Origin of the sequence: Bacillus sp. SRB3LM, from assembly GCF_015712745.1 — a bacterium.
GTDB classification, from domain to species: Bacteria; Bacillota; Bacilli; order Bacillales; family Bacillaceae_G; genus Bacillus_A; species Bacillus_A thuringiensis_K.
In genome coordinates this window covers 26,392-51,647 of the sequence record NZ_VWVQ01000114.1, presented here as the reverse complement: position 1 = coordinate 51,647, position 25,256 = coordinate 26,392, and the positions used below count along the sequence as shown (strand labels likewise).

Below are 25,256 nucleotides of genomic sequence, written 5' to 3'. Positions count from 1 at the left end.
ATCTCATATGGGAGGCTATAAAGTATGATTGTAACAACAACGTCTACAATTCAAGGGAAAGAAATTATTGAGTATATCGATATCGTCAATGGAGAAGCGATTATGGGCGCGAATATTGTTCGTGACCTTTTCGCCTCTGTTCGTGACGTTGTCGGCGGTCGTGCGGGCGCTTATGAAAGTAAATTAAAAGAAGCACGCGACATCGCAATGGAAGAAATGAAAACTTTCGCAAGACAAAAAAATGCGAATGCAATTGTTGGTATAGACGTGGATTACGAAGTAGTTCGCGAAGGAATGCTAATGGTTGCTGTGAGCGGGACTGCTGTCCGTATATAAAAGTAAAAAGCTGTGCTGATGCACGGCTTTTTACTTTATATGTCGAAGTTTCAATATTTCTTGGGAAATGCGGAAGGTCCCGTCGATATATAGGGAAGACATTAGAGTGCTTCTTTACATTTTTGAATTTGAGTTAATAATTTTGCATATTCTTGTTCGAGAGATGTGATGTCATCGTGATGATTTGGAATGGAAATCCGGCCGATGACTTCTGTTAATTTTGTTTGTAATCGTAACAATTCTTGTTCAGTAACATTTACAGAATCTCCGCTGGTTCTTTTTGTGTATTGCTCGTAATTACCGTGGAAGATTCTTGGTTCACTCTCATCTACTTGGAGAATATGGTCTGCAACAGAGCGAATAAAGGCACGGTCATGGCTAATAAAAAGTATAGTGCCAGGATACTCCTGTAACATGGTTTCTAATTCTTCTTGCGTTGCTAAGTCTAAATGGTTTGTCGGTTCATCGAGCAGAAGCATATTATAGTTTCCTAAAAATACTTTTGCGAGTGCAACCTTCATTCGTTCACCCCCGCTTAGAATGTGCACAGGTTTATGAACATCCTCACGGCGGAATAGAAGCCGCGCAAGTATTGTGCGAACGAATGCTTCCGTATAGTTTGTTTCTTCTAGAACATTTTCTAAAATTGTTTTATCTGTTTTTAAAATAGATAATGTTTGTTCAAAGTATCCAATTTTACAACTTTTCGATAACTGCATGCCACGCTCGTTTGTGAGAAGCATGTTGAACAAAGTGGTTTTGCCGCTTCCATTTGCCCCTAAAACGGCAAGCTTTGCACCAGGGGCAATAGTTCCATTCATATTTTTAAATAGTGTGCGGTCGCCTATTTTCTTTGTTGCTTTATTGAATTGTACTGCCACCTTACTATGAATGGGTGTATGGTATTGTACGTCAAATTGAGCTTGAGAAAGATCCTTTGGTTTTTCCTTCTTTTCTAGTTTTTCGAGACGTGTCTCTAATGCTTTCGCTGCTTTGCTAACTTGTTCTTGGCCATGAGCCCCACTTAACCTATAAAGTCTAGATTCAGATGAACTGAACCGTGTTGGGATTTTTGTCATGTTAGAAGCACGTTGTTTTCTTTGTAGAATGGATTGTTCTAAACGATTTTTTTCTTGTATATATTGCTCATATTCTGCTTGTTTTTGTATTCGTTCACGTTCTTTTTGTTTTCAATAGTTTGAATAATTCCCTTTGTACTCTTGAATAATACCGTCTTCAATTTCAATAATTTTGGTACATATATTATCTAGAAATTCACGATCATGCGATATTAAAACAAGTGCCCCTTTATAAGATGAAAGTGCCTTTTCTAATTGCTCTGTACCGACCATATCTAAGTGGCTTGTTGGTTCATCAGCGAATAAAATGCCTGCATTTTGTTCGAGAGCATGAGCAATCTTTAGCCGCATTCGTTCACCGCCGCTCATTGCGTCGGTAACGTTTGAAATACTCCATTTTCCTTTTGCGAGAGAAGAAGCGGTTTCCGGTAGTTCTTCGCTAAGCTGAGGAATGATGGCGATAGAACTATGATGAGTTACTATGCCTCTGTCAGCTTCTATTTCTTTACTTAATATTTGTAATAACGTAGATTTACCAGCTCCGTTGACTCCGACAATTCCTATGCGATCCTGTGCTTGAATTTCCAGTGATGGTAATGTAAAGAGTGTGCGATCACCAAAGCTCTTTTCAATATTACTTGCGAATAAAATAGTCATAAAAAAACCTCCCTAGTTTCACTAGAGAGGATAAACGTCGCCCTTGTATGTAAAAAATCGTACATAAATAAACGATTTTTTACATGATCGTTTCGAAAGAAAGTATCGACAAATGGACAGACTAATCCCCTGCTAGTTTTCATCATTTTTGTTCACTATTTGTGATGGATGAAATAAATAAGAGAATTAGAACTTCATTGGTCAAAGTACCTTCCTTTCATAATATTACTTTTATTGTATGCGCATACAAAAGGGTTTGTCAAACTTATTTCTGTTCGCTATTTTTGAATTTATTATTATACAATTGTGCTTTTGCCAGCGCCTCAGCATCGTTTTTAATTTTATTTAGTCCATTCGCATCCCCAATAACATAACCTTCAAATGAAGAACCAACAAAATCAAAGATATATTGGAATTGAGCAATAAGCGGTAATGCTTTTAGCTTTGGATTGTCCCCGCCAACGATGACAACATACATTTTTTTGCCTTTCATTTTTTCTTTGAAATGAAGAGATGTATCACGCAAGCTTTGTGACCAGCGATCAACGAAGTTTTTCATATGTCCACTCATTCCGTACCAATATAATGGTGTAGCAAAGATAATTGTGTCGTGCTCTAGCATGCGTTTCGTTAACTGCTCATAGTCATCATTTACAGGTTGGAATCCTTCTGCATCATGACGTTGGTCTGTAATAGGATAGACGGTATGATCACGCAAGTAAATTTGTTCTGTTTCAATGCCCTCTATCATCATATGTGTTAAAGCTTCTGTATTTCCGTTTTGTCTTGAACTGCCATGTATAACAAACATGTAATCATCCCTTTTCTTTTGCTTGTTTTAGGAGTGAAACGTGTTTTTGCAAATTCGTTTGGATGTTGGAAAGCAATGTGATTTGCTTTGTTACTTCATTGAGTTTATCTTCATAAAGCGTAAGGATACTGCTACACGGATTGTCGTACAGGTGCGGTTCAATTGCAAGGCAACGCAGCATCCTTGCCGTCTCTTCTAAATTTAAGCCAATTTGTAAGTACATTTGAATAAGCTCCACTTTTTCGATGGCACTTTCATTAAAATCACGGTAGCAATTTGCGAGGCGCTTAGAAGGGAGTAGTCCCTTTTCTTCGTAATGTCTTATTGATCTTTCACTAACGCCAGTTTCTTTTGATAATTCTCCAATTCGCAATGTATTTCACTCCTTTTACATGTATTGTAAACCTTCACACTAATGTGAAGGTCAACTCTGTTTTTTCGCAAAAGAATCTACATGATTTAAGAACACTTGAATGGCTTTAGATGGAATGAAATATTTACCGCGCACGATGGAAAACGGACGGATTAGTTGTTCATTTGGAACTTCGACGTGGAATAGTTCTTTTGCTAATAGCTCTTTCCGTACAGTCCAATCAGAAAGGATAGCGATGCCAAGCCCGGCACTAACAGCTTCCTTTACGCTTTGGATACTACTGAATGTAAAGAATCGTTTCATTTTTAAATGGTGTTGATGAATAAAGCGGTCACTATAAGCGCGTGTACCAGAACCACTTTCTCTTAATACCCATACTTGATCTTGGAGTGTACTTTCATTTATTTCATTTGTGCGGAGTAATGGATGATTTGGCGGGACGACGAGCTTCATTTCATCTTGCATAAATGTTTCAACATCTACGTCGGCGTATACGACTTGTCCTTCCACTAGGCCGATATCAATTTGATTAGAGCGAAGGCTTTGCAAAACGTCTTCTGTATTTGAGATGAAAGTATGAACTTCGACGTGTGGATTTTCATTCGCATAGTTAGCCAGTATTTTTGGAAGTAAGTATTCGCCAATTGTAAAACTAGCACCAATGCGAAGTGTTCCTGTTACAACGTTATGTAGTTCATTAATTTCTTGTTTAGCATCTTCGTAAAGAGAGAGCATTTGCTTTGCATGTATATATAATATGTTTCCAGCTTCAGTAACTTGGACGTGCTTCGGGGAGCGTTGAATAAGCGTAGTGCCAAATTCGTTTTCTAAGTTGCGTATATGCATACTTACTCCAGGCTGTGAAAGGTTTAATAATTCTGCTGCACGGGAGAAGTGTTTCTGTTCAACGACAGTAACAAAAATTTTTAAAATGTCTACGTTCATATAATGGGCTCCTTTCTTTTTCTATCATCTTATCATAAGTATTTCTGATGATAGAGATTTGGTATTGGTATTAAACTTATTATAGAAACTCTCTTATAATGTAAGTAGAAAGAACATGCATGTTCCAATACGATTATTGGAGTGGTTCAAAATGGAACAAACACTTGTTATACAAAAGAAGAAGCGTTTTGGATTTTCGCAAGGAATTGGGATTACATTATTAATCGCAATTGCCGCGAAATATTTAGCAGAGCTTCCATTTTTAAATATTATGGGACAATTAGTAATTGCTATTCTAATTGGGATGGTTTGGCGCGCTGCAATTGGAGTTCCTCACGATGCGATAGCAGGAACGAACTTTGCGAGTAAGAAGTTGCTGCGCTTTGGGATCATCTTACTTGGAATGCGATTAAATCTTGTTGATATTGCGAAGGCGGGACCGAAAGTATTGGTCATCGCGGCGGTTGTTATTACATTTACTATTTTTGTTGTATACGGGCTAACGAAAGTATTTAAAGTAGAAAAGAAACTTGGGATTTTAACAGCATGCGGTACGGCAATTTGTGGCGCAGCCGCGGTCGTGGCAATTGCACCGCAAGTGAAAGCGAAGGACGATGAAACAGCAGTTGGGGCAGCAATCATCGCGATTTTAGGTACCATATTTACGCTTATTTATACGTTATTATATCCAGTGCTTGGCCTATCTCCATACGGATATGGAGTGTTCTCAGGGGCGACACTGCATGAAATTGCTCACGTAATTGCGGCTGCGGCGCCAGGAGGAAGCACGGCTGTAGATATCGCAGTTATCGTGAAACTAACGCGCGTAGCAATGCTTGTACCAGTAGCGATTTTAATCGGATTATGGTTTGGTAAGAGTGAAGGTAGCGAGGGAAAAAGATCATGGCGCGAACTTCCAATTCCGTGGTTCATCTTCGGGTTTTTAGCAATGAGTGCAGTGCATTCGCTTGGGATTATTCCAGAAGTTGTTGCGGGATACATTGTTGTCATTGCTTATATGCTAATCGCAATGGCGATGGCGGGGCTCGGTTTAAATGTAGAGTTTAAAACGTTCCGTAAGTTAGGAAGTAAAGCATTCGTGGCAGGGCTGATTGGCTCGATTTGCTTATCGGTTCTTGGATACGTTCTTGTATATGCGTTAGGATTTATGTAGTAGAGGAGAAAGCTGTTCCTGAAGGTATTTGGGGACAGCTTTTTCTTATGATTATAGTAGCGCTACGGATGTCGATATTTGTCGGTAAGTCGATATATTTGAAAAATCGCCGATATAAATGGAGTTGCGCTGATATATTTGGGAAATCGCCGATATAATTTAAGTTGCGCTGATATATTTGGGAAATCGCTGATATAAATTGAATTACTCTTGTACTTCGTTAGAGTAGATGTTCAGTGAAATATTTTTCTGAAATTTGTAAAGATATCTTTACTTAAAATTGGAAAATATTTATAATTCAAGTAAAGATATCTCTACTTTTGAAGGTGGATTCTATGGGTGTGAAAAATAAAATAAAAGAATTAAGAAAGCAAAATCATATAACACAAGTTGAAATGGCAAAGGCGATGCAGGTGACGCGGCAGACGATCGTGGCGATTGAAAATCATCATTACAACCCGAGTCTAGAGCTATCCTTAAAAATCGCCAAATATTTTGGAGTGAAGGTGGAGGAAATCTTTACGCTGGAGTAAGGAGAAAGAAAATAAATGATAAGCTTGAGAGATTTCAATTAGAGTAAACGTTTAAATATATAAGGATTGGTTTTGATTTATTAATTAGTATCGCATCAACGAGCGTGTTAGCAACAAGGAATAATAGATAGAAAAAGGAGAACTGGGATGGGATTACCGGTGTTATGTGTCGCTACAGCTATATTTTCGCTTCTTTGGGGAATGCAAAACTTTTCTCGTAATCCAGTGCCGAGTATGTGTATTATGATTGGTACTGTAGGTTTATCGTATTATTTATTATTATTAGCCCATTATCATAAAACGGCAACGAGTGTTGTTGTTGGAGCACTTATTTTATTTTGTGGGCGCGCTGTACAAAAAGGATTATTTCCGTAAAAGCTGTTTATACGAAGAGTATAAACAGCTTTTTGTATTTTTTTACAAAAGGCTTGAAAGTGACGTAACGTCATCTTTTATAATGAAGGGGAAGAGGTGATGGTAGTGATTTCAATACAACAATTGACGAAAGAAACAGGGGTAACAGTACGTACATTACGTTATTATGATCAAATAGATTTATTAAAGCCGAGCGGGAAAACAGAAGGCGGGCATCGGTTATATAGTGAAAATGACGTTATTCGTTTGCAACAAATTTTATTTTTAAAGGAAATGGGATTTTCATTAAAAGAGTCTGCGAATATGTTAGTAAAAGGTGAGCTTAATTTAAAGGATTTGCTTGAAAAACAACTTCGATTTGTACAGGAAGAACAAAAGAAGTTTAATCGAATGGAGCGTGTTTTACAAGCTGTTGTTTATTCGGTAGATGTAGAGGGAGAACTTGATTGGAAAGTTATGTTTGAACTGATTCAGCTTTCAAAACAGTCTTCTCGTATACGTGAAATATTTCAAAATGAAGTGTTTTCAAAGGAAGAACAAAAATTGCTTCATAATTTGCCAAATATGAGTGAACAAGATCCGAATGTTTTAGAGTGGGTAGATGTATTAAAGCAATTACGCACTTTTATGAAATACGGCAAAGAAGTCGCGAGTGATGAGGTACAAAGGGCAACGAAGAGATTAATGCAGAAGTGTTTAGAAATGGCCAATGGTGATGAAGCATTTTTAGATAAGTTATGGGAAGTTAGAAAATCGAAGGAAGATTCACAGAAAATGAGCATGTATCCAATTGAAGAAGAATTTTTATTATATATGGATGAAGCTTTTCGTATATATGATGAAAAGGAGAAGGATAAATGAGTATACTCGCAGAATATCGTTGGTATTTTTTAATTGGGGCAGAGATTGTATTTTGGTTATCGGCTATCGGTTTCTTTTTACTCCGTTACGGATTCCGTTTGAAGAAGGCAAGCTTTATTATGGGGATTGTACTACTCGTAAATGAAGTGTTCATTTTATCCTTAGGAGTAGTGGACTATTATCAAACAGGAAAGTTCTCTAACTTTCAGATCATTACTGTAATTATTTTATTGTATGCAGTTTTCTACGGGAAAAAGGATTTGAAGAAGCTTGATATATTTGCGCAAAAGCTAGTTGCGAAATGGCGGAATGAACCAGCGCCAATTATGGAAGAGCACGTAGAATTAACAGGTATGGCTTATGCGAAGCAGGAAATAAAAAATTGGGTATTACATCTTGTTTTATTCGTTGGTGTGCACATATTCTTTTACTTCGCGTATGGATTTATTCCATTTGAAAAATGGGGTAATTGGTTAGAATCGGGAATCGTTTTAAATAAAGCTGCAAGTCGCGTCAGCCAAGTGTGGGCGATTGTATTTTTAATTGATACAGCAATTTCATTTTCATATGTTATTTTTCCGAAGAAGGAGAAAGGAAAAGAAAAGCTACTTTCATAGTTGAAAGTAGCTTTTGGGTATACAAATAATTTTTATAGGAGAGGATAAAAATAGGAAAAAGAACCATTTATATATATCTATTTCTCTTTAGTTTAGTAGCATGTTCACCATCTAACACTACAATTAACAAGAAGAATGATGTCATTGTAAAGGGAACCAGGATTTCCAATCTAGATAAATTCGAGCAGTTCGTTTGGAATGTGGAACAAGGGAAAGTTGATGAAATAAGAATTGTACAGTATACCGAAGAAGATGACCCGGTTTTTCAAACATTAGAGCATAGTGGGAAAGATATACATTATGTGTTAGATAGTAGACAAGACAAATTTGCTGGTGAGGATAAGAGGTTATATAAAGATAGCTGTAAAAGGATTGTTAAAGAGCAGTGTGAATCGCAAACGGCTTATAGGTTAATAGACTGTGTGAATGAAAATGGGCGCAATGGATATGACTTAGTATATGTACCTAAAAAATAGAATTAGTAGAGGAAGGAAGTATTTACTCCTTCCTTTTTCTACGTGTATATTGTCGAAAATTTTACCGAATATCTGTTCGTTTTTTTAGGTTTTTTATAGGTATTCGTGGTAAAATAATAATACAGATTTTTATGAGGAACATTAAACAGTATTCAAAAAAGCAAACAATGATAGACAGATGTATAAAAATGTAATTATGAAAGAGTATATATTGAAAGAGTTTTGGGGAATGATTCACATGTCTATTGAAAAGATAGGATAATCCAGATGTTTTAACTACTTATCAAAGTCAAAAAAATAAATGAAAAACAATCTCTACAAGAAGAAATTGTTCAAGATTTGCTATCTATCATTCGTGTATGTAGTTGTAAGATATATGATTGAGAAAATACAAAAAATGTCGAGGGATAAAGAGACATGAGAAGAGCATATTTTATAGAGATAAAACCGACACATGAACAAATAACCAAGATCAATCAAACGATTGGGGTTTGTGGGTACGTTTATAATCTGTATCTCTCCAAAAACAAAGAGATGTATGAATCAGAGGGAAGGTTCCTTAGTGGATATGATTTTTCTAAATGGCTAAACAATGTTTATACAAAAGAATGTAGTCAATGGATTAAAAAGGTATCTAGTAAAGCGGTAAAACAGGCCATTATGAATGGAGATAAAGCTTTTAAAAGATTCTTTCAGGGTTTATCTGGATTTCCACGTTATAAGAAAAAGAAGAATCAAGATGTGAAATGCTATTTTCCTAAAAACAACAAAACAGATTGGACAGTAGAAAGACATAGAGTAAAAGTTCCAACGATTGGTTGGATGAGGTTAAAAGAATATGGGTATATCCCCCAAAATGCGATTGTAAAAAGTGGGACGATAGGTAAAAGAGCAGGAAGATATTTTGTATCTGTGCTTTGCGAATGGAAAGAAGCAGAAATGAAGCCAATACTCAATCAAACAGGTCTAGGTATTGATTTGGGGGTAAAGGATTTCGCTATACGTAGCGATGGTATCGTTCATGAAAATATGAACAAAACAATACAAGTAAAAAAGATAGAAAAACGGTTGAAACGTGAACAACGCTCTTTATCACGCAAATTTGAAAATATAAGAAAGAGAGGTGAACAATCTGCTACTAACAAAAGAGCGAATATAGATAAAAATATTCTTAGGGTGCAAAAACTACATGCCAAGCTAGCAAATATTCGATTAGCGTATGTAAAATCTGTTGTAAATGATGTGGTGAAAACCAAGCCAACGTTTATTACAGTGGAAGATTTGAATGTAAAAGGTATGATGAAGAATAAACATCTATCTAAAGCAGTTGCTAAGCAGTGCTTTTATACATTTAAAACATGGTTATTGACGAAATGTGAGGAATATGGAATTGAATTACGTCAAGTAGACAGGTTCTATCCATCTTCAAAGCTATGTTCATACTGTGGTCAAAAGAAAGTAGACTTAAAGCTATCCGACCGAGTATATACATGTAACTGTGGAAATGTAATGGATAGAGATTTGAACGCGTCAATAAACCTTTTACAAGCAAAAAAATATACAATACTAACGTAAATAGATTGTATATATGTACGGTGGGCTACATCGGAATTTACGCCTGTGGAGTGTTAGATCAAACTGTAGTAGCGAGTGGTTGGCAAGGCAGGACACGTAGAAGCAGGAACACTCTAAGAATATACATTTGTCTATATTTTTTGTAGCAGGTCGGATTTTCTTGGAACGTCAATTTGAAATTGTCTCAGCGTATTCCCCGCAAGGTGATCAGCCGGTAGCTATAGAGAAGCTTGTAGAGGGAATTAATAGTGGAAAGAAAAAGCAAGTGTTGCTTGGAGCAACAGGAACGGGTAAGACATTTACGATTTCAAATGTCATTAAAGAAGTGCAAAAGCCAACACTTGTTATGGCTCATAATAAAACGTTAGCAGGGCAGTTATATAGTGAGTTGAAAGACTTTTTCCCGAATAATGCAGTTGAATATTTTGTTAGTTACTACGATTATTATCAGCCAGAAGCGTATGTACCACAAACAGATACGTTTATTGAAAAAGATGCGCAGATTAATGATGAAATTGATAAATTGCGTCACTCGGCAACGTCTGCATTATTTGAACGAGACGATGTAATTATCGTTGCGAGCGTTTCGTGTATATATGGCTTAGGTTCTCCAGAAGAATACCGCGAGCTAGTTGTTTCGCTTCGAGTTGGTATGGAAAAAGACCGTAATCAATTGCTTCGTGAACTTGTTGATGTACAGTATGGACGTAATGATATTGATTTCAAGCGTGGTACATTCCGTGTACGCGGAGATGTAGTTGAAATCTTCCCGGCATCACTTGATGAGCATTGTATTCGAATCGAATTTTTCGGTGATGAAATCGATCGTATTCGTGAAGTAAATGCGTTAACAGGTGAAGTATTAGCAGAACGTGATCATGTAGCAATCTTCCCAGCATCTCACTTCGTTACACGTGAAGAAAAGATGAAGGTCGCTATTGAAAATATCGAAAAAGAATTAGAAGAGCGTTTAAAGGAATTAAATGATAACGGCAAGTTGTTAGAAGCGCAGCGTATAGAACAGCGTACACGTTATGATTTAGAAATGATGCGCGAGATGGGATTTTGTTCAGGTATCGAAAACTACTCCCGTCATTTAACACTTCGTCCAGCGGGGGCAACGCCGTATACGCTATTAGACTATTTCCCGAAAGATTTCTTAATCGTTATGGATGAATCGCACGTATCAGTACCGCAAGTAAGAGCGATGTATAACGGTGACCAAGCGCGTAAGCAAGTGCTTGTGGATCATGGATTCCGTCTGCCGTCAGCTTTAGATAATAGACCGCTCACATTCGATGAGTTTGAAGAGAAAACGAATCAAGTTATTTATGTTTCAGCAACGCCAGGACCGTACGAGTTAGAGCAGTCACCAGAAGTAATAGAACAAATTATTCGTCCAACAGGGCTTTTAGATCCACCAATTGATATACGACCAATTGAAGGGCAAATTGACGATTTATTAGGAGAAATTCAAGATCGCATTGCAAAAAATGAACGTGTATTAATTACGACTTTAACGAAGAAAATGTCAGAGGATTTAACGGATTACTTAAAAGATGTAGGAATTAAAGTTAACTATCTTCACTCTGAAATTAAAACGTTAGAACGTATTGAAATTATCCGTGATCTTCGCCTCGGTAAATTTGATGTACTTGTCGGTATTAACTTATTGCGAGAAGGATTAGATATTCCGGAAGTATCACTTGTAGCTATTTTAGATGCTGATAAGGAAGGATTTTTGCGTTCAGAACGTTCATTAATTCAAACAATTGGTCGTGCCGCGCGTAATGAAAACGGCCGCGTTATTATGTATGCAGATCGTATAACGAAATCTATGGGGATTGCGATTGAAGAAACGAAGCGTCGTCGTAGTATACAAGAAGCTTACAATGAAGAGCATGGTATTACGCCGAAAACGATTCAAAAAGGCGTTCGTGATGTTATCCGTGCAACGACAGCTGCTGAAGAGACAGAAACATACGAAGCAACTCCTTCTAAGAAAATGACGAAAAAAGAGCGCGAAAAGACAATTGCGAAGATGGAAGCAGAGATGAAAGAAGCAGCAAAAGCGTTAGACTTCGAGCGTGCAGCTGAACTAAGAGATTTACTATTAGAATTAAAAGCGGAAGGGTGAAAAAAGTGAGTAAGAGCAAGGATTTTATCGTTGTAAAAGGTGCTAGAGCACATAACTTAAAAAATATTGATGTAACCATTCCGAGAAATCAGCTTGTCGTTGTAACGGGATTGTCTGGTTCGGGGAAATCATCATTAGCATTTGATACGATTTATGCAGAAGGGCAGCGCAGATACGTAGAATCATTATCTGCGTATGCGCGCCAGTTTTTAGGACAAATGGATAAGCCGGATGTGGACACGATTGAAGGATTGTCACCAGCGATTTCAATCGATCAAAAAACGACGAGTCGTAATCCACGTTCAACTGTCGGAACGGTAACGGAGATTTATGATTATTTACGTTTATTATTTGCGCGAATTGGTACGCCAATTTGTCCAAATCATGGAATTGAAATTACATCACAAACAGTAGAGCAGATGGTAGACCGTGTTCTTGAATATCCTGAACGTACGAAATTACAAGTGTTAGCTCCTATCGTGTCTGGGCGTAAAGGTGCACATGTGAAAGTACTTGAAGATATTAAGAAGCAAGGATATGTTCGTGTACGTGTTGATGGTGAAATGCTTGATGTATCTGAAGATATTACGTTAGATAAAAATAAGAAGCATTCCATTGAAGTTGTAATTGACCGTATTGTTGTAAAAGAAGGAATCGCAAGCCGTCTTGCTGATTCACTTGAAAGTGCATTAAAGCTTGGCGGAGGCCGAGTGTTAATTGATGTAATGGGAGAAGAGGAACTTCTATTTAGTGAACATCATGCTTGTCCGCATTGTGGTTTTTCAATCGGAGAATTAGAGCCGCGTATGTTCTCATTCAACAGTCCGTTCGGAGCATGTCCTTCTTGTGATGGACTTGGTTCAAAGCTAGAGGTCGATTTAGAGCTTGTTATCCCGAACTGGGATTTATCATTAAATGAACATGCGATTGCACCTTGGGAACCGACAAGTTCACAATACTATCCACAACTTTTACAATCTGTATGTAATCACTACGGCGTTGATATGGATGTGCCTGTGAAAGATATACCGAAAGATTTATTTGATAAAGTGTTGTACGGAAGCGGTGAAGAGAAAGTTTATTTCCGCTATGTAAATGAATTTGGTCAAGTAAAGGAAAATGAGATTTTATTTGAAGGTGTTATTCCAAATATTGAACGTCGTTATCGCGAAACGAGTTCTGATTACATTCGTGAGCAAATGGAAAAGTATATGGCAGAACAAGCTTGTCCGAAGTGTAAAGGTGGACGTTTAAAACCTGAGAGTTTAGCTGTTTTCGTTGGTGGGAAAACGATTGCTGATGTAACGAAATATTCTGTTCAAGAAGTACAGGAATTCTTCTCAAATGTGGAGTTAACGGAGAAACAACAAAAAATTGCTCATTTAATTTTAAGAGAAATTCAGGAGCGCGTTGGGTTCTTAGTAAACGTCGGTTTAGATTATTTAACGTTAAGTCGTGCCGCCGGAACATTATCAGGTGGTGAGGCGCAGCGTATTCGTTTAGCGACGCAAATTGGTTCTCGTCTTACTGGCGTGCTTTACATTCTTGATGAGCCTTCTATCGGTTTACACCAGCGTGATAACGATCGTCTTATTCGTACATTGCAAGAAATGCGTGATTTAGGTAATACGTTAATTGTTGTTGAGCATGATGAAGATACGATGATGGCAGCTGACTATTTACTTGATATCGGGCCTGGCGCAGGTATTCACGGCGGACAAGTCGTATCAGCAGGTACACCAGCTGAAGTGATGCAAGATGAGAATTCATTAACAGGGAAGTATTTAAGCGGTAAAGAGTTTATTCCGGTTCCACTTGAAAGACGTAAAGGTGACGGACGTAAAGTGGAGATTGTCGGCGCAAAAGAGAATAACTTAAAGAATGCGAAGATGTCATTTCCACTCGGTACGTTTGTAGCGGTAACAGGGGTATCTGGTTCTGGTAAAAGTACGATGATTAATGAAGTACTATATAAATCGTTAGCGCAAAAGCTATATAAAGCGAAAGCGAAGCCAGGTACTCATAAAGAGATTAGAGGTCTTGAACATTTAGATAAAGTAATTGATATTGATCAATCACCAATTGGTCGTACACCACGTTCTAATCCAGCGACGTACACAGGTGTATTCGATGATATTCGTGATGTGTTTGCACAAACGAATGAAGCGAAAGTGCGCGGATATCAAAAAGGACGTTTCAGTTTTAACGTAAAAGGTGGCCGTTGTGAAGCGTGCCGTGGTGATGGAATTATTAAAATTGAAATGCACTTCTTACCAGACGTATACGTTCCGTGTGAAGTTTGTCACGGTAAACGATATAATCGTGAAACGTTAGAAGTGAAATATAAAGATAAGAATATTTCTGAAGTGTTAGGGATGACAATTGAAGATGGAGTAGAATTCTTCGCCAATATTCCTAAAATTAAGCGTAAACTTCAAACGCTTGTAGATGTTGGGCTTGGTTATATGAAATTAGGTCAACCAGCAACAACATTATCTGGTGGGGAAGCACAGCGTGTGAAATTAGCTTCTGAATTACACCGTCGTTCTACAGGTCGTACGTTATACATTTTAGATGAGCCAACGACTGGTTTGCATGCGCATGATATTGCACGTCTTTTAGAAGTGCTGCAACGTCTTGTTGAGAGCGGTGAAACTGTACTTGTAATTGAACATAATCTAGATGTAATTAAAACAGCTGATTATATCGTTGATCTTGGACCAGAGGGCGGAGATAAAGGTGGACAAATCGTTGCTTCTGGAACGCCAGAGCAAGTAGTGAAAGAAGAGCGCTCGTACACAGGTAAGTATTTAAAAGAGATCTTAAATCGTGATAAAGCAAGAATGAAAGAGAAAATAAAAGAAGTAGAGTTATCGCAATAAGTTTATTGATGAAAACCGAGTGGAAATGACGCTCGGTTTTTTATTGTATAGGGGGAGAAGATGGAGTTTTTAGAGATGTTAAGGAAGAAAAATATGAAGGTAAGAGAATTTCAAAGTTGGGGTATATATTTTCGCAAGCGCTGGGAGGATCACTTTGCAAATCATTTAAGTGATGAAGAAAAAGAAGATATTTTTCTTTATGGAGATAGGTATGCATGTGGTTATCTATGGCACATATTTAGTTATGAGAAAAAGAAGTGTTTAGAAGGAACAGAAGCAGAGAGAGCGTTTCATAATGAAGCGAAAAAGGAGTGCTATGTTTTCTACCAACACTGTGATGAAGTACTGTTAATAAAGGATGCGAGTTTGTTACATATGGATGATATATTGTGTGAGACAGACGATGCGTATAAAGGCGATATCTATATTGTAGATAAAGATTTCACTTGGACCTTTGTAAAAACTCATGAAAATAGGTGGTGTGGTCCTTATTTTGCGAGGAAGTATTAGTAGGTATACAAGCATGAAGAGTAGAATAAGTTGATATAAGTATTTGTATGATACTTGCGTTTATTATCTATTAGCGTATGATGAAATATATATGGTTAAAAGGATGTGTAACGAAATGAGATGGATTGTATCACTTCTTGTAAATAGCGTTGTGTTAATCGCTGTATCGGGACTTTTAAAAGGGATTGCACCAGATGCATTTTACGTAGCAAATATACAAACTGCAATTATTGCGAGTATTATTTTGGCTGTTTTAAATGTGTTCGTAAAACCGTTTTTAATTTTAATTACGTTACCAATTACGGTTGTAACTTTCGGGTTCTTCTTAATTGTTATTAATGCGATTACGTTAAAAATAGCAGATTCATTATTAGGAGATGCTTTTAATATATCAGGATTTGGTGTAGCGATTGTTGCGGCAATTTGTATTTCAATTTTTAATATGATAATTGAAAAGGCAATTGTTGAACCTCTATATGAAAAAAAGAGAAAGTGACAAAAAGAAAAACATTTCATTATTCGTATGAAATGTTTTTTTCTATTTATTAGAAACCGTATTTCTTGTTTCCAGAAAAAAATGGTACAATATCCGATAGAATGGAATTTCACATCAAACGAGACTGAACCCGCAGCGGAGTGGAGGTTTATACATATGCCGAAAGTAAGGACAAAAGATTTAATTGAACAATTTCAATTGGAGTTAATCAGTGGTGAAGAAGGCATTCATCGTCCGATTGATACAAGTGATTTATCACGACCTGGAATTGAAATGGCAGGATTTTTTACATACTATCCAGCAGATCGTGTGCAGCTTCTTGGTAAAACGGAGCTTACGTTCTTTGATACGTTAACAACAGAGCAAAAACAAGAGAGAATGAAAGCGCTTTGTACTGAGGAGACGCCATGTATTATTATAACTCGTAATCAAGATGTACCAGATGAGTTATTACAAGCATCACGTGAATCAGGCATGCCTTTATTACGTTCTTCTCAAACGACGACGAGATTATCAAGTCGTTTAACCAATTATTTAGAAGGTAAGTTAGCACCAACAACTGCTGTTCATGGTGTATTAGTAGATATTTACGGTGTTGGTGTTTTAATTACAGGTCAAAGTGGTGTTGGTAAAAGTGAGACAGCTCTTGAGCTTGTAAAGCGTGGCCACCGCCTTGTTGCTGATGATAGTGTAGAAATTCGCCAAGAAGATGAAGACACATTAGTAGGAAGCTCACCAGATTTAATCGAGCATTTATTAGAAATTCGTGGTCTAGGTATTATTAACGTTATGACGTTATTCGGTGCAGGGGCAGTACGAAATTATAAGCGTATTACACTTGTTATTAATCTTGAAATTTGGGATCAAAAGAAAAATTATGATCGCTTAGGTCTTGATGAAGAGAAGATGAAAATTATTGATACAGAACTTACGAAGATTACACTTCCAGTTCGTCCTGGTCGAAACTTGGCTGTTATTATTGAAGTAGCAGCGATGAACTTCCGTTTAAAACGTATGGGAGTCAATGCAGCACAACAGTTCTCAGAACGATTAATGAGTGCGATTGAGTTAGGAAATCAGGAGTAAACTCTGGAGAGGGAGGTCATATACATATGCTGTTAGCTTCTGTACCACAGCTTGACCGTGTAGCTATCCAACTTGGGCCGTTTCCTGTGTATTGGTACGGGATTATTATTGGTACAGGTGTGCTATTAGGTCTTTGGCTGGCAACTCGCGAGGGAGAAAGGCTAGGTATTCCAAAAGATACATTTGTTGACCTTGTATTAATTGCGGTACCGATCGCTATTCTTTTTGCGAGAATGTACTATGTTATTTTTGAATGGGAATACTACGCACAAAATCCGAGTCAAATTATTAATATTCGTCAAGGTGGTTTGGCGATTCATGGTGGTTTAATCGGGGCTGTTATTACCGGAATTCTTTTTGCGAAGCGACGTGGAGTTTCCTTCTGGAAGTTGGCTGATATTGCTGCTCCAAGTATTTTACTAGGACAAGCAATTGGCCGATGGGGAAACTTTATGAACCAAGAGGCGCATGGTGATGAAGTAACGAGACAGTTTTTAGAAGGTCTTCATTTACCAGATTTCATTATTAATCAAATGTATATTGAGGGTGTGTACTATCATCCGACGTTTTTATATGAATCATTATGGAATTTTGTAGGTGTAATTTTACTACTTGCATTAAGAAAAGTGAATTTACGTCGCGGGGAATTATTCTTCACATATTTAATTTGGTATTCAGTAGGACGCTTCTTCGTAGAAGGCTTACGTACAGATAGTTTAATGCTAGGACCACTTCGTATTGCACAAGTAATGTCAATTGGACTTGTTGTTATTTCTATTATTTTCATTATTGTGAGACGAAAAATGGGGCAAGCTGATAAAAGATATTTAGAAAATTAGAGAAAAGTAGCATCTTATTATAAGATGCTGCTTCTTTCATATTCAGGAAAGAGAAAGGACTCAGGCAATGAAAATAAATACAGTGTTATTTGATTTAGATGGAACGTTAATTAATACAAATGAACTTATTATTTCTTCTTTTTTACATACTTTACATACATATTATCCAAATCAATATAAGCGTGAAGATGTATTGCCATTTATCGGTCCGTCTTTGCATGATACTTTCAGTAAGATTGATGAAAGTAAGGTTGAAGAGTTAATTACAAGCTATCGTCAATTTAACCATGATCATCATGATGAATTAGTAGAAGAATATGAAACTGTATATGAAACAGTTCAAGAGTTGAAGAAGCAAGGTTATAAAGTTGGTATTGTTACAACGAAAGCGAGACAAACCGTTGAGATGGGATTACAGTTGTCAAAGCTTGATGAATTTTTTGATGTTGTCGTGACAATTGATGATGTAGAGCATGTGAAACCACATCCGGAGCCACTTCAAAAAGCGCTTGAATTATTAGATGCAAAACCAGAAGAGGCATTGATGGTTGGGGATAATCATCATGATATTGTCGGTGGTCAAAATGCGGGGACGAAAACAGCTGCGGTTTCATGGACGTTGAAAGGTAGAGCGTATTTAGAGGCTTACAAGCCGGACTTTATGCTAGATAAAATGAGTGATTTGCTACCGATTTTGTCTAATATGAACCGTTCATAAAGGTCCAAGTAAGTTAGTAGAGGAGCGAGCTAAGTGCGACGGACAACGCGCTATCCTGTTTCAGGAGAAAATTCGTTATGGAATGTGTATACAACAGTGTCTTTTTGGAAGGTAATGAAAAACTTTATTATTATCCAAATTGCGCGTTACACGCCATTTTTATCTGTGAAGAATTGGTTGTACCGTACTTTTTTACGGATGAAAGTAGGAAAGAAAACATCATTTGCACTTATGGTTATGCCGGACATTATGTTCCCAGAAAAGATAACTGTGGGAGAGAATTCGATTATTGGCTATAACACAACGCTTTTAGCACATGAATATTTAATTCGTGAATATCGACTTGGCGAAATCGTCATTGGAAATGAAGTAATGATTGGAGCGAATGTAACAATATTACCAGGTGTGAAAATTGGAGACGGTGCGACTGTCTCAGCTGGCACACTTGTTCATAGAGATGTACCGAGCGGTGCTTTCGTAGGTGGAAATCCAATGCGTATTATTTATACGAAAGAGCAAATGACCGCAAGAGAAGGTTCATGGTGAAAATGTAACATTTCTCCTCTTTTTTTATGAATAAAAAGGAAATAATTGAGTATAATATACTGTTTTGTTTTTTACGGAATCGTTTATACTTATAGATAGAAGAATGTGTGAACGAAGAAAACAAAAAACTGGAGGATATATGGGGAAAAATCAAAGGATATATAAGGAGAACGGACAAGTTATCTCTTTTAATCAATTAGCGGACTTCTTTTATAAAAAAGGGATGAGAGCTTACAAAGGACAAAAATTGCAAGATGCAATTAAATATTTTCGAAGAGCGGCACAAAGTGAGAAGGAGCCGTTTATTCTATGTCAATTAGCAACAGTATTATCTGAGGCTGGTGAATATCAAGAATCGAATCAAATCTTCTTAAAGTTAGTTAGATCTAATCCAGAACTTGAACAGTGCTATTATTTTATTGCAAATAATTATGCATATATGGGGTTATTTCAACAGGCGAAGAAATATGCAGATCGTTATTTAGAAGTTGCAAAAGAGAAGGAATTCGTAGAAGATACATTAGAACTTCTTGAGATTATGGAAGAAGAAGCAATGGGTGCGGAAGAGATTGAAGATGAAGATGATTTAATTGTTATGCAGGAAGAAGCGAATCGTTATATTCGTAATGGACAATTGGAAGAAGCAATTGCTACATTAGAAATTGTTACTAAGGATTATCCGGAGTTTTGGTCAGGGCATAATAATTTAGCCATTGCACATTTTCAATCTGGTAATGTAGACAAAGCACTGAAGTTAACAGAAATGATTTTAGAGAAAAATCCTGGTAATATACATGCGCTTTGTAATACGCTTATTTTTCTATATTCAATTGGAGAGCATAAACAAGTAGAAGCGTTAGCGGGACAGCTAGTTTCAGTATATCCAATTTCATTTGAACATCGTTTGAAACTGGGAACTACACTTGCAACAATTGGTTATTTCGAGCATGCATATAAATGGTTCAAACTATTAAAGCGTCAAGGATACGAGGGAGACGTTAGTTTTTATTATTGGTTTGCATATTCTGCGTATATGGTGAAAGATCAACAACTAGCTGAAAAAATGTGGCAACATGTCGTAGAATTGCATCCTGATAAAAAGGGAAAAGAACCGTGGAATGCGCTGAATTTAGCAGATGAAGGACAAAACGTGTTATTTGAAGAATTACGAAAATCATTTCAGCAAAGTGCGACGCTAGAAGAACAAATGCTAGCTTTATATTTAATGAATGAATTGTCAACGCCGGAGAAGGTTGGATTCTTTTTTGATATAACGCAAGCGAAGAACGGTGTTCCCATCGTGTCGCAACTTGCAAAGTACTTCTTTTTACTTAATAGTCATAAGAGTATTCCAGCTGATTTACAACAATTTGAGCAGTGCGTACGAATCGCGGATGCATTATACAATTATACGAAAAAAGATGATGAATTAATTGAAGAGTGTTTACACTTTTGGTTTTGTACGTTCATACGTTTATATACATCTGGAGACATATTTACAAATGTGTACGGCTGGTCAGCTGCGATTGAATATATTGTACGCGGCGAACAAGGAAATAAAATGACACAGTCGGAGCTTGGAGATGTATATAATGTATCTGTAGCGACTGTCCGAAAGTATGTGCAAGCTGTTAAGCGTACGCACACATAAGATAAGCAAATCATTGGGAAAAAAATGATGCTAACAGTATAATGAGGGTAACTTAATTGTGTAGGAATGGATAGGAGTGAATAGTGTGTCAGAAGAAAAAATTTATGATGTCGTTATTATTGGTGCAGGACCAGCTGGTATGACAGCTGCAGTATATACATCTCGTGCAAATTTAAGCACATTAATGCTTGAGCGTGGTATTCCAGGTGGCCAAATGGCAAACACGGAAGATGTAGAAAACTACCCAGGTTATGAGTCTATTTTAGGACCAGACTTATCAAATAAAATGTTCGAGCATGCAAAGAAATTTGGTGCCGAATATGCATACGGTGATGTAAAAGAAGTCATCGATGGTAAGGAATACAAAACAATTATTGCTGGTAAAAAAGAATATAAAGCACGTGCAATTATCGTTGCAAGCGGTGCAGAGTATAAAAAAATTGGTGTACCGGGTGAAACAGAACTTGGCGGCCGCGGTGTATCATATTGTGCAGTATGTGACGGGGCATTCTTTAAAGGAAAAGAACTTATCGTAATTGGCGGCGGAGATTCTGCTGTTGAAGAGGGTGTGTTCTTAACACGCTTCGCATCAAAAGTAACGATCGTTCACCGTCGTGACACGCTTCGTGCACAGAAAATTTTACAAGACCGTGCTTTCCAAAACGAAAAAGTAGATTTCATTTGGAACCACACGATAAAAGAAATCAACGAAGCAAGTGGTAAAGTAGGAAGTGTAACACTTGTGGACGTAAATAGTGGAGAAGAGAAAGAAGTCAAAACTGACGGCGTATTCGTATACATCGGTATGTTACCTTTATCAAAACCATTTGTTGAACTAGGTATTACAAATGAAAATGGTTACCTTGAAACGAACGAGCGTATGGAAACGAAAATCCCTGGTATTTTCGCAGCTGGTGATGTTCGTGAGAAAATGCTTCGTCAAATTGTAACTGCAACAGGTGACGGTAGTATTGCAGCGCAAAGTGCACAACATTACGTAGAAGAATTATTAGAGGAATTAAAAACTGTATCAGAAAAATAAGGGATAATATACCTTGTGAGAAGAAAGCTACCGACAGGAGCTTTCTTCTTTTTTTGTGTGAAAATGTCAAAGTTTTGTCAAAAAATATAAGGATTATAAGCTTTCTTATTGATATACTGGACTTTACGGAAAAAATCACTATAAGAAATGAGGAATTTATTCAGTATGGAATGGCGTAATATATATCGTGGATTTTGTATGGGCGTTAGTGATTTAATTCCTGGTGTGAGCGGCGGTACAATCGCTGTTGTGTTAGGGATTTATGAACAATTGCTTGCGGCAATTAGTGGATTCTTTAGTCGTGAATGGAAAAAACATTTAGGATTTTTAATTCCCCTTGCAGCTGGCGTGGCAGCGGCATTTTTAACGTTAAGTCACGTTATTAAATATTTACTTGCAAATCATTATGAACCGACTCAATTTTTCTTCCTCGGTTTAATTATTAGTATATTACCGATGCTAATGAGGGAAGCTGATGCAAAGTCGTCGTTTAAAGGTAAGCACATCGTTTTATTAATAGTTGCAGCAATTCTTGTTGCGATTACAGCTTTCTTTAAACCAGATAAGGCAGCAGATCCAATTACGACTTTAACAATTTTAAATGCAATTGGTTTATTTTTCGCAGGATGGATGGCTAGTATGGCCATGCTGCTTCCTGGAATTAGTGGATCGTTTATTTTATTAATTATTGGTGTGTATCCGACAGCAATTAACGCTTTAACTACACTTAACTTACCTTTAATCGTGGTTATCGGTGCTGGTGTTATGGTTGGATTTGTTGTAAGTAGTAAAGGCATTAGTTTTTTATTAGATCGTTATAAAAGTATGACATTTGCGGCAATTATTGGACTTGTAATCGGTTCAATTGTAATTGTATTCCCTGGGATTCCGACTGGCGGATTTTCAATTATAAGTTCAATTATTACCTTTATTTTAGGCTTTGCGATTGTTACTTATTTCGGTAAGAAATAAGGGCTTTAATCCCCTTGACGATAAAAATCGTTAAGGGGATTTTTCATGCTATTCATTAAAAATCTAAGCATTTACATTGCTTGTTATAGAAAGCTTTTTTAAAATTGCTGAGTAGCATATGCTTAGCGAAAGAGGACTGGCTCCTTCGTTGTAGCAAACTGTTTTTGATAGTATAATGAAATAAGTATGCAGTGAGGAATTTTACTGCAAGTAGCTGAGGTGAAGAAACATGCAAAGAGTGACAAACTGTGTGTTAATTAGAGATAATGAAGTACTCTTACTCCAAAAACCTCGCCGGAATTGGTGGGTTGCACCAGGCGGGAAAATGGAGCGTGGGGAGACTGTAAGAGATTCCGTTGTTCGCGAGTATCGTGAAGAAACAGGTATTTATTTGAAAAACCCAGCGTTAAAGGGGGTCTTCACCTTTGTCATCCAAGAAGGTGATAAAGTTGTTTCTGAATGGATGATGTTCTCCTTTTTAGCGACAGATTTTGCAGGAGAAAACAAACTAGAGAGCGAAGAAGGCATCATTGGTTGGCATACATTTGATAAAATTGATGATTTAGCAATGGCGCCAGGAGATTATCACATTATTGATTATTTAATTAAAGGAAATGGCATAATCTACGGTACATTTGTATATACCCCAGATTTTGAGTTGCTTTCATATCGATTAGATCCGAGTTAAACCGTCAAGGAGAGGATACGATGACAGAGAATAATGATATAAAAATGGTAATTATTACAGGAATGTCTGGAGCTGGAAAAACAGTAGCTTTACAAAGTTTTGAAGATTTAGGATATTTTTGTGTGGATAATTTGCCACCGATGTTATTGCCAAAGTTTATTGAGCTTATGGCGGATTCAAAAGGGAAAATGAATAAAGTGGCACTTGGTATTGATTTACGTGGCCGCGAGTTTTTCGAACATTTATGGGGAGCACTTGATGATTTATCAGAACGTACATGGATTATTCCTCATATTTTATTTTTAGATGCGAAAGATAGTACGCTTGTAACTCGTTATAAAGAAACGAGACGTTCGCATCCACTTGCACCAACTGGTTTGCCGTTAAAGGGAATCGAAGCTGAGCGCAATTTATTAACAGATATGAAGGCACGAGCGAATATTGTGCTTGATACATCGGATTTAAAACCGAAAGAATTACGTGAAAAAATCGTTCACTTGTTCTCAACAGAAACTGAGCAAGCATTCCGTGTAAATGTTATGTCATTTGGATTTAAGTACGGTATTCCAATTGATGCAGATTTAGTATTTGATGTTCGTTTTTTACCAAATCCATATTACATTCCACATATGAAGCCATTAACAGGACTAGATGAAGAAGTTTCTTCCTATGTACTGAAATTTAATGAGACACATAAGTTTTTAGAGAAGTTGACGGATCTGATTACTTTCATGCTGCCTCATTATAAAAGAGAAGGCAAAAGTCAACTTGTAATTGCAATTGGATGTACAGGTGGACAGCATCGTTCTGTTACGCTTACAGAATACCTTGGGAAACATTTGAAACCAGAGTATAGTGTTCATGTATCTCATCGTGATGTGGAGAAGAGAAAGGGCCATTAAGGGATGAAAAAAGAGAGAAAGCCTAAAATTGTCATCATGGGAGGCGGAACTGGACTCTCTGTTTTATTAAGAGGATTAAAGCAATATCCTGTTGATATTACAGCAGTTGTTACAATTGCTGATGATGGTGGCAGTTCAGGTAGATTACGTGATGAGCTAGAAATTCCACCTCCAGGTGACATCCGTAACGTACTTGTTGCGTTATCGGATGTAGAGCCACTGGTGGAAGCTTTATTTCAGCACCGTTTCACAACAGGAGACGGACTGAAAGGTCATGCGTTAGGAAATCTATTGTTGGCAGGTATGACCTCGATTACAGGAGACTTTTTCCATGCGATTACGGAAACAAGTAAAGTATTAAATGTCAGAGGACGTGTATTACCAGCAGCGAATCAAAGTGCGGTACTTCATGCGGAACTTGAAGATGGAGAAATTGTAACAGGTGAATCAAAGATTCCTTATTACGGAAAGAAGATTAATCGCGTCTTTTTGACTCCAGAAGATGTAGAGCCATTGCATGAAACGTTGGCTGAGATTAAACGAGCTGATTTACTTGTTTTCGGCCCAGGAAGTTTGTATACGAGTATATTACCCAATTTAGTTGTTAACAAAATTGGAGACGCTGTTCTTGCTGCAAAGGCGAAGAAGGTATATGTATGTAACGTTATGACACAAGCGGGTGAAACGATGGGATATACTGCTTTTGATCATGTGCAGGCGTTACACGATCATTTAGGGCAACCATTTATTAATACTGCAATTGTAAATAACCGTGAGATTCCTTGTGAATTACGTAAGTTATATGATGAAGAAATGTCTACACCAGTTGTAGTGGATGAAGAACGTTTTGTTGAAAATAATATTGATATTATTCAAGAGGGATTGGCGAAGTATGATGATCATGTTGTAAGGCATGATACGTTAAAGTTAGCTTCGATTTTATATTCATTGTTATAAATATGCGTTGCCTCGTTT

25 protein-coding genes and 1 pseudogene are annotated in these 25,256 nt (G+C 37.1%); 22 read left to right on the top strand and 4 right to left on the bottom strand.

The window, feature by feature from the left end:
* Window positions 1-24 precede the first annotated feature (24 nt).
* Complete coding sequence (locus tag F3I02_RS32665) at window positions 25-336, top strand: heavy metal-binding domain-containing protein (RefSeq protein WP_000637523.1); 312 nt, start codon at window positions 25-27, stop codon at window positions 334-336.
* A gap of 101 nt (window positions 337-437) precedes the next feature.
* On the opposite strand, the pseudogene abc-f reads toward F3I02_RS32665, so the two are convergent.
* The 4 genes and pseudogenes from abc-f to F3I02_RS32645 all read right to left on the bottom strand — a co-directional run bounded on the left by abc-f (window position 438) and on the right by F3I02_RS32645 (window position 4,201).
* A pseudogene (gene abc-f / locus F3I02_RS32660) lies at window positions 438-2,072 on the bottom strand (ribosomal protection-like ABC-F family protein).
* A gap of 265 nt (window positions 2,073-2,337) precedes the next feature.
* Window positions 2,338-2,883 carry a flavodoxin family protein gene (locus F3I02_RS32655; protein ID WP_089148674.1) on the bottom strand — a complete coding sequence of 182 codons (546 nt, stop codon included), beginning with the start codon at window positions 2,881-2,883 and terminating at the stop codon, window positions 2,338-2,340.
* A gap of 4 nt (window positions 2,884-2,887) precedes the next feature.
* Window positions 2,888-3,256 (bottom strand): MerR family transcriptional regulator, encoded by a 369-nt coding sequence (locus F3I02_RS32650; RefSeq protein WP_196478814.1) that lies wholly within the window; start codon window positions 3,254-3,256, stop codon window positions 2,888-2,890.
* 51 nt (window positions 3,257-3,307) lie between these two features.
* Window positions 3,308-4,201 carry a LysR family transcriptional regulator gene (locus tag F3I02_RS32645; protein WP_001099987.1) on the bottom strand — a complete coding sequence of 298 codons (894 nt, stop codon included), beginning with the start codon at window positions 4,199-4,201 and terminating at the stop codon, window positions 3,308-3,310.
* A 151-nt stretch (window positions 4,202-4,352) separates the two neighbouring features.
* Here F3I02_RS32645 and F3I02_RS32640 point away from each other — a divergent pair, with 151 nt between their 5' ends.
* The 21 genes from F3I02_RS32640 (at window position 4,353) to F3I02_RS32540 (ending at window position 25,238) form a co-directional block, all read left to right on the top strand.
* On the top strand, window positions 4,353-5,375 hold the full coding sequence (locus tag F3I02_RS32640; protein WP_196478813.1) for a YeiH family protein: 1,023 nt from the start codon (window positions 4,353-4,355) through the stop codon (window positions 5,373-5,375).
* A gap of 335 nt (window positions 5,376-5,710) precedes the next feature.
* Window positions 5,711-5,908, top strand: a complete 198-nt coding sequence (locus tag F3I02_RS32635) for a helix-turn-helix transcriptional regulator (RefSeq protein WP_000538364.1) — start codon at window positions 5,711-5,713, stop codon at window positions 5,906-5,908.
* 147 nt (window positions 5,909-6,055) lie between these two features.
* Window positions 6,056-6,283: a hypothetical protein gene (locus tag F3I02_RS32630; RefSeq protein ID WP_196478812.1), complete on the top strand. Its 228-nt coding sequence runs from the start codon at window positions 6,056-6,058 to the stop codon at window positions 6,281-6,283.
* A 99-nt stretch (window positions 6,284-6,382) separates the two neighbouring features.
* Entirely contained in the window at window positions 6,383-7,144 is a 762-nt protein-coding gene (locus tag F3I02_RS32625; RefSeq protein ID WP_046946627.1) for a MerR family transcriptional regulator, read from the top strand.
* Window positions 7,141-7,761 carry a hypothetical protein gene (locus tag F3I02_RS32620; protein WP_000025199.1) on the top strand — a complete coding sequence of 207 codons (621 nt, stop codon included), beginning with the start codon at window positions 7,141-7,143 and terminating at the stop codon, window positions 7,759-7,761. Before F3I02_RS32625 ends, F3I02_RS32620 begins: the two co-directional genes overlap by 4 nt.
* 44 nt (window positions 7,762-7,805) lie before the next feature.
* Window positions 7,806-8,237, top strand: coding sequence for a DUF4362 domain-containing protein (locus F3I02_RS32615; RefSeq protein WP_033690032.1), 432 nt, complete (start codon window positions 7,806-7,808; stop codon window positions 8,235-8,237).
* A 417-nt stretch (window positions 8,238-8,654) separates the two neighbouring features.
* Entirely contained in the window at window positions 8,655-9,812 is a 1,158-nt protein-coding gene (locus F3I02_RS32610) for an RNA-guided endonuclease InsQ/TnpB family protein (protein WP_196478811.1), read from the top strand.
* A 160-nt stretch (window positions 9,813-9,972) separates the two neighbouring features.
* Window positions 9,973-11,949 carry an excinuclease ABC subunit B gene (uvrB, locus tag F3I02_RS32605; protein ID WP_000441060.1) on the top strand — a complete coding sequence of 659 codons (1,977 nt, stop codon included), beginning with the start codon at window positions 9,973-9,975 and terminating at the stop codon, window positions 11,947-11,949.
* A 5-nt stretch (window positions 11,950-11,954) separates the two neighbouring features.
* Window positions 11,955-14,831, top strand: coding sequence for an excinuclease ABC subunit UvrA (uvrA, locus tag F3I02_RS32600; RefSeq protein ID WP_196478810.1), 2,877 nt, complete (start codon window positions 11,955-11,957; stop codon window positions 14,829-14,831).
* A 60-nt stretch (window positions 14,832-14,891) separates the two neighbouring features.
* A complete protein-coding gene (locus tag F3I02_RS32595) occupies window positions 14,892-15,341 on the top strand; it encodes a DUF4275 family protein (protein WP_196478809.1) in 450 nt (149 codons plus the stop codon).
* A gap of 115 nt (window positions 15,342-15,456) precedes the next feature.
* Complete coding sequence (locus F3I02_RS32590; RefSeq protein WP_001267308.1) at window positions 15,457-15,837, top strand: phage holin family protein; 381 nt, start codon at window positions 15,457-15,459, stop codon at window positions 15,835-15,837.
* 156 nt (window positions 15,838-15,993) lie between these two features.
* On the top strand, window positions 15,994-16,923 hold the full coding sequence (gene hprK, locus F3I02_RS32585; protein ID WP_001127251.1) for an HPr(Ser) kinase/phosphatase: 930 nt from the start codon (window positions 15,994-15,996) through the stop codon (window positions 16,921-16,923).
* 26 nt (window positions 16,924-16,949) lie between these two features.
* Window positions 16,950-17,762, top strand: a complete 813-nt coding sequence (gene lgt / locus F3I02_RS32580) for a prolipoprotein diacylglyceryl transferase (protein WP_046946629.1) — start codon at window positions 16,950-16,952, stop codon at window positions 17,760-17,762.
* A 67-nt stretch (window positions 17,763-17,829) separates the two neighbouring features.
* Window positions 17,830-18,480 (top strand): pyrophosphatase PpaX, encoded by a 651-nt coding sequence (gene ppaX, locus F3I02_RS32575; protein WP_000700960.1) that lies wholly within the window; start codon window positions 17,830-17,832, stop codon window positions 18,478-18,480.
* 33 nt (window positions 18,481-18,513) lie between these two features.
* Window positions 18,514-19,026 (top strand): acyltransferase, encoded by a 513-nt coding sequence (locus F3I02_RS32570; protein WP_131250602.1) that lies wholly within the window; start codon window positions 18,514-18,516, stop codon window positions 19,024-19,026.
* Window positions 19,027-19,165: 139 nt separating this feature from the next.
* Complete coding sequence (locus F3I02_RS32565) at window positions 19,166-20,677, top strand: tetratricopeptide repeat protein (protein WP_000517724.1); 1,512 nt, start codon at window positions 19,166-19,168, stop codon at window positions 20,675-20,677.
* 85 nt (window positions 20,678-20,762) lie between these two features.
* Complete coding sequence (gene trxB, locus F3I02_RS32560) at window positions 20,763-21,719, top strand: thioredoxin-disulfide reductase (RefSeq protein ID WP_001288078.1); 957 nt, start codon at window positions 20,763-20,765, stop codon at window positions 21,717-21,719.
* Between the two features lie 165 nt (window positions 21,720-21,884).
* A complete protein-coding gene (locus F3I02_RS32555) occupies window positions 21,885-22,691 on the top strand; it encodes a DUF368 domain-containing protein (protein WP_000455196.1) in 807 nt (268 codons plus the stop codon).
* A gap of 229 nt (window positions 22,692-22,920) precedes the next feature.
* Window positions 22,921-23,379, top strand: a complete 459-nt coding sequence (locus F3I02_RS32550; RefSeq protein WP_001190080.1) for an NUDIX hydrolase — start codon at window positions 22,921-22,923, stop codon at window positions 23,377-23,379.
* Window positions 23,380-23,399: 20 nt separating this feature from the next.
* Window positions 23,400-24,281, top strand: coding sequence for an RNase adapter RapZ (rapZ, locus tag F3I02_RS32545; protein WP_000138459.1), 882 nt, complete (start codon window positions 23,400-23,402; stop codon window positions 24,279-24,281).
* Window positions 24,282-24,284: 3 nt separating this feature from the next.
* On the top strand, window positions 24,285-25,238 hold the full coding sequence (locus F3I02_RS32540) for a gluconeogenesis factor YvcK family protein (protein WP_196478808.1): 954 nt from the start codon (window positions 24,285-24,287) through the stop codon (window positions 25,236-25,238).
* Window positions 25,239-25,256: the final 18 nt, after the last annotated feature.

What these genes read in the sequence shown, in the direction of transcription:
- F3I02_RS32655 (WP_089148674.1), bottom strand. Translation starts at nt 2,883, where the DNA reads ATGTTTGTTATACATGGCAGTTCAAGACAAAACGGAAATACAGAAGCT.
- rapZ (WP_000138459.1), top strand. Translation starts at nt 23,400, where the DNA reads ATGACAGAGAATAATGATATAAAAATGGTAATTATTACAGGAATGTCT.
- F3I02_RS32630 (WP_196478812.1), top strand. Translation starts at nt 6,056, where the DNA reads ATGGGATTACCGGTGTTATGTGTCGCTACAGCTATATTTTCGCTTCTT.
- F3I02_RS32555 (WP_000455196.1), top strand. Translation starts at nt 21,885, where the DNA reads ATGGAATGGCGTAATATATATCGTGGATTTTGTATGGGCGTTAGTGAT.
- F3I02_RS32595 (WP_196478809.1), top strand. Translation starts at nt 14,892, where the DNA reads ATGGAGTTTTTAGAGATGTTAAGGAAGAAAAATATGAAGGTAAGAGAA.
- F3I02_RS32635 (WP_000538364.1), top strand. Translation starts at nt 5,711, where the DNA reads ATGGGTGTGAAAAATAAAATAAAAGAATTAAGAAAGCAAAATCATATA.
- F3I02_RS32665 (WP_000637523.1), top strand. Translation starts at nt 25, where the DNA reads ATGATTGTAACAACAACGTCTACAATTCAAGGGAAAGAAATTATTGAG.
- F3I02_RS32625 (WP_046946627.1), top strand. Translation starts at nt 6,383, where the DNA reads ATGGTAGTGATTTCAATACAACAATTGACGAAAGAAACAGGGGTAACA.
- F3I02_RS32640 (WP_196478813.1), top strand. Translation starts at nt 4,353, where the DNA reads ATGGAACAAACACTTGTTATACAAAAGAAGAAGCGTTTTGGATTTTCG.
- F3I02_RS32540 (WP_196478808.1), top strand. Translation starts at nt 24,285, where the DNA reads ATGAAAAAAGAGAGAAAGCCTAAAATTGTCATCATGGGAGGCGGAACT.
- F3I02_RS32550 (WP_001190080.1), top strand. Translation starts at nt 22,921, where the DNA reads ATGCAAAGAGTGACAAACTGTGTGTTAATTAGAGATAATGAAGTACTC.
- lgt (WP_046946629.1), top strand. Translation starts at nt 16,950, where the DNA reads ATGCTGTTAGCTTCTGTACCACAGCTTGACCGTGTAGCTATCCAACTT.
- ppaX (WP_000700960.1), top strand. Translation starts at nt 17,830, where the DNA reads ATGAAAATAAATACAGTGTTATTTGATTTAGATGGAACGTTAATTAAT.
- hprK (WP_001127251.1), top strand. Translation starts at nt 15,994, where the DNA reads ATGCCGAAAGTAAGGACAAAAGATTTAATTGAACAATTTCAATTGGAG.
- F3I02_RS32565 (WP_000517724.1), top strand. Translation starts at nt 19,166, where the DNA reads ATGGGGAAAAATCAAAGGATATATAAGGAGAACGGACAAGTTATCTCT.
- F3I02_RS32610 (WP_196478811.1), top strand. Translation starts at nt 8,655, where the DNA reads ATGAGAAGAGCATATTTTATAGAGATAAAACCGACACATGAACAAATA.
- F3I02_RS32590 (WP_001267308.1), top strand. Translation starts at nt 15,457, where the DNA reads ATGAGATGGATTGTATCACTTCTTGTAAATAGCGTTGTGTTAATCGCT.
- F3I02_RS32620 (WP_000025199.1), top strand. Translation starts at nt 7,141, where the DNA reads ATGAGTATACTCGCAGAATATCGTTGGTATTTTTTAATTGGGGCAGAG.
- F3I02_RS32645 (WP_001099987.1), bottom strand. Translation starts at nt 4,201, where the DNA reads ATGAACGTAGACATTTTAAAAATTTTTGTTACTGTCGTTGAACAGAAA.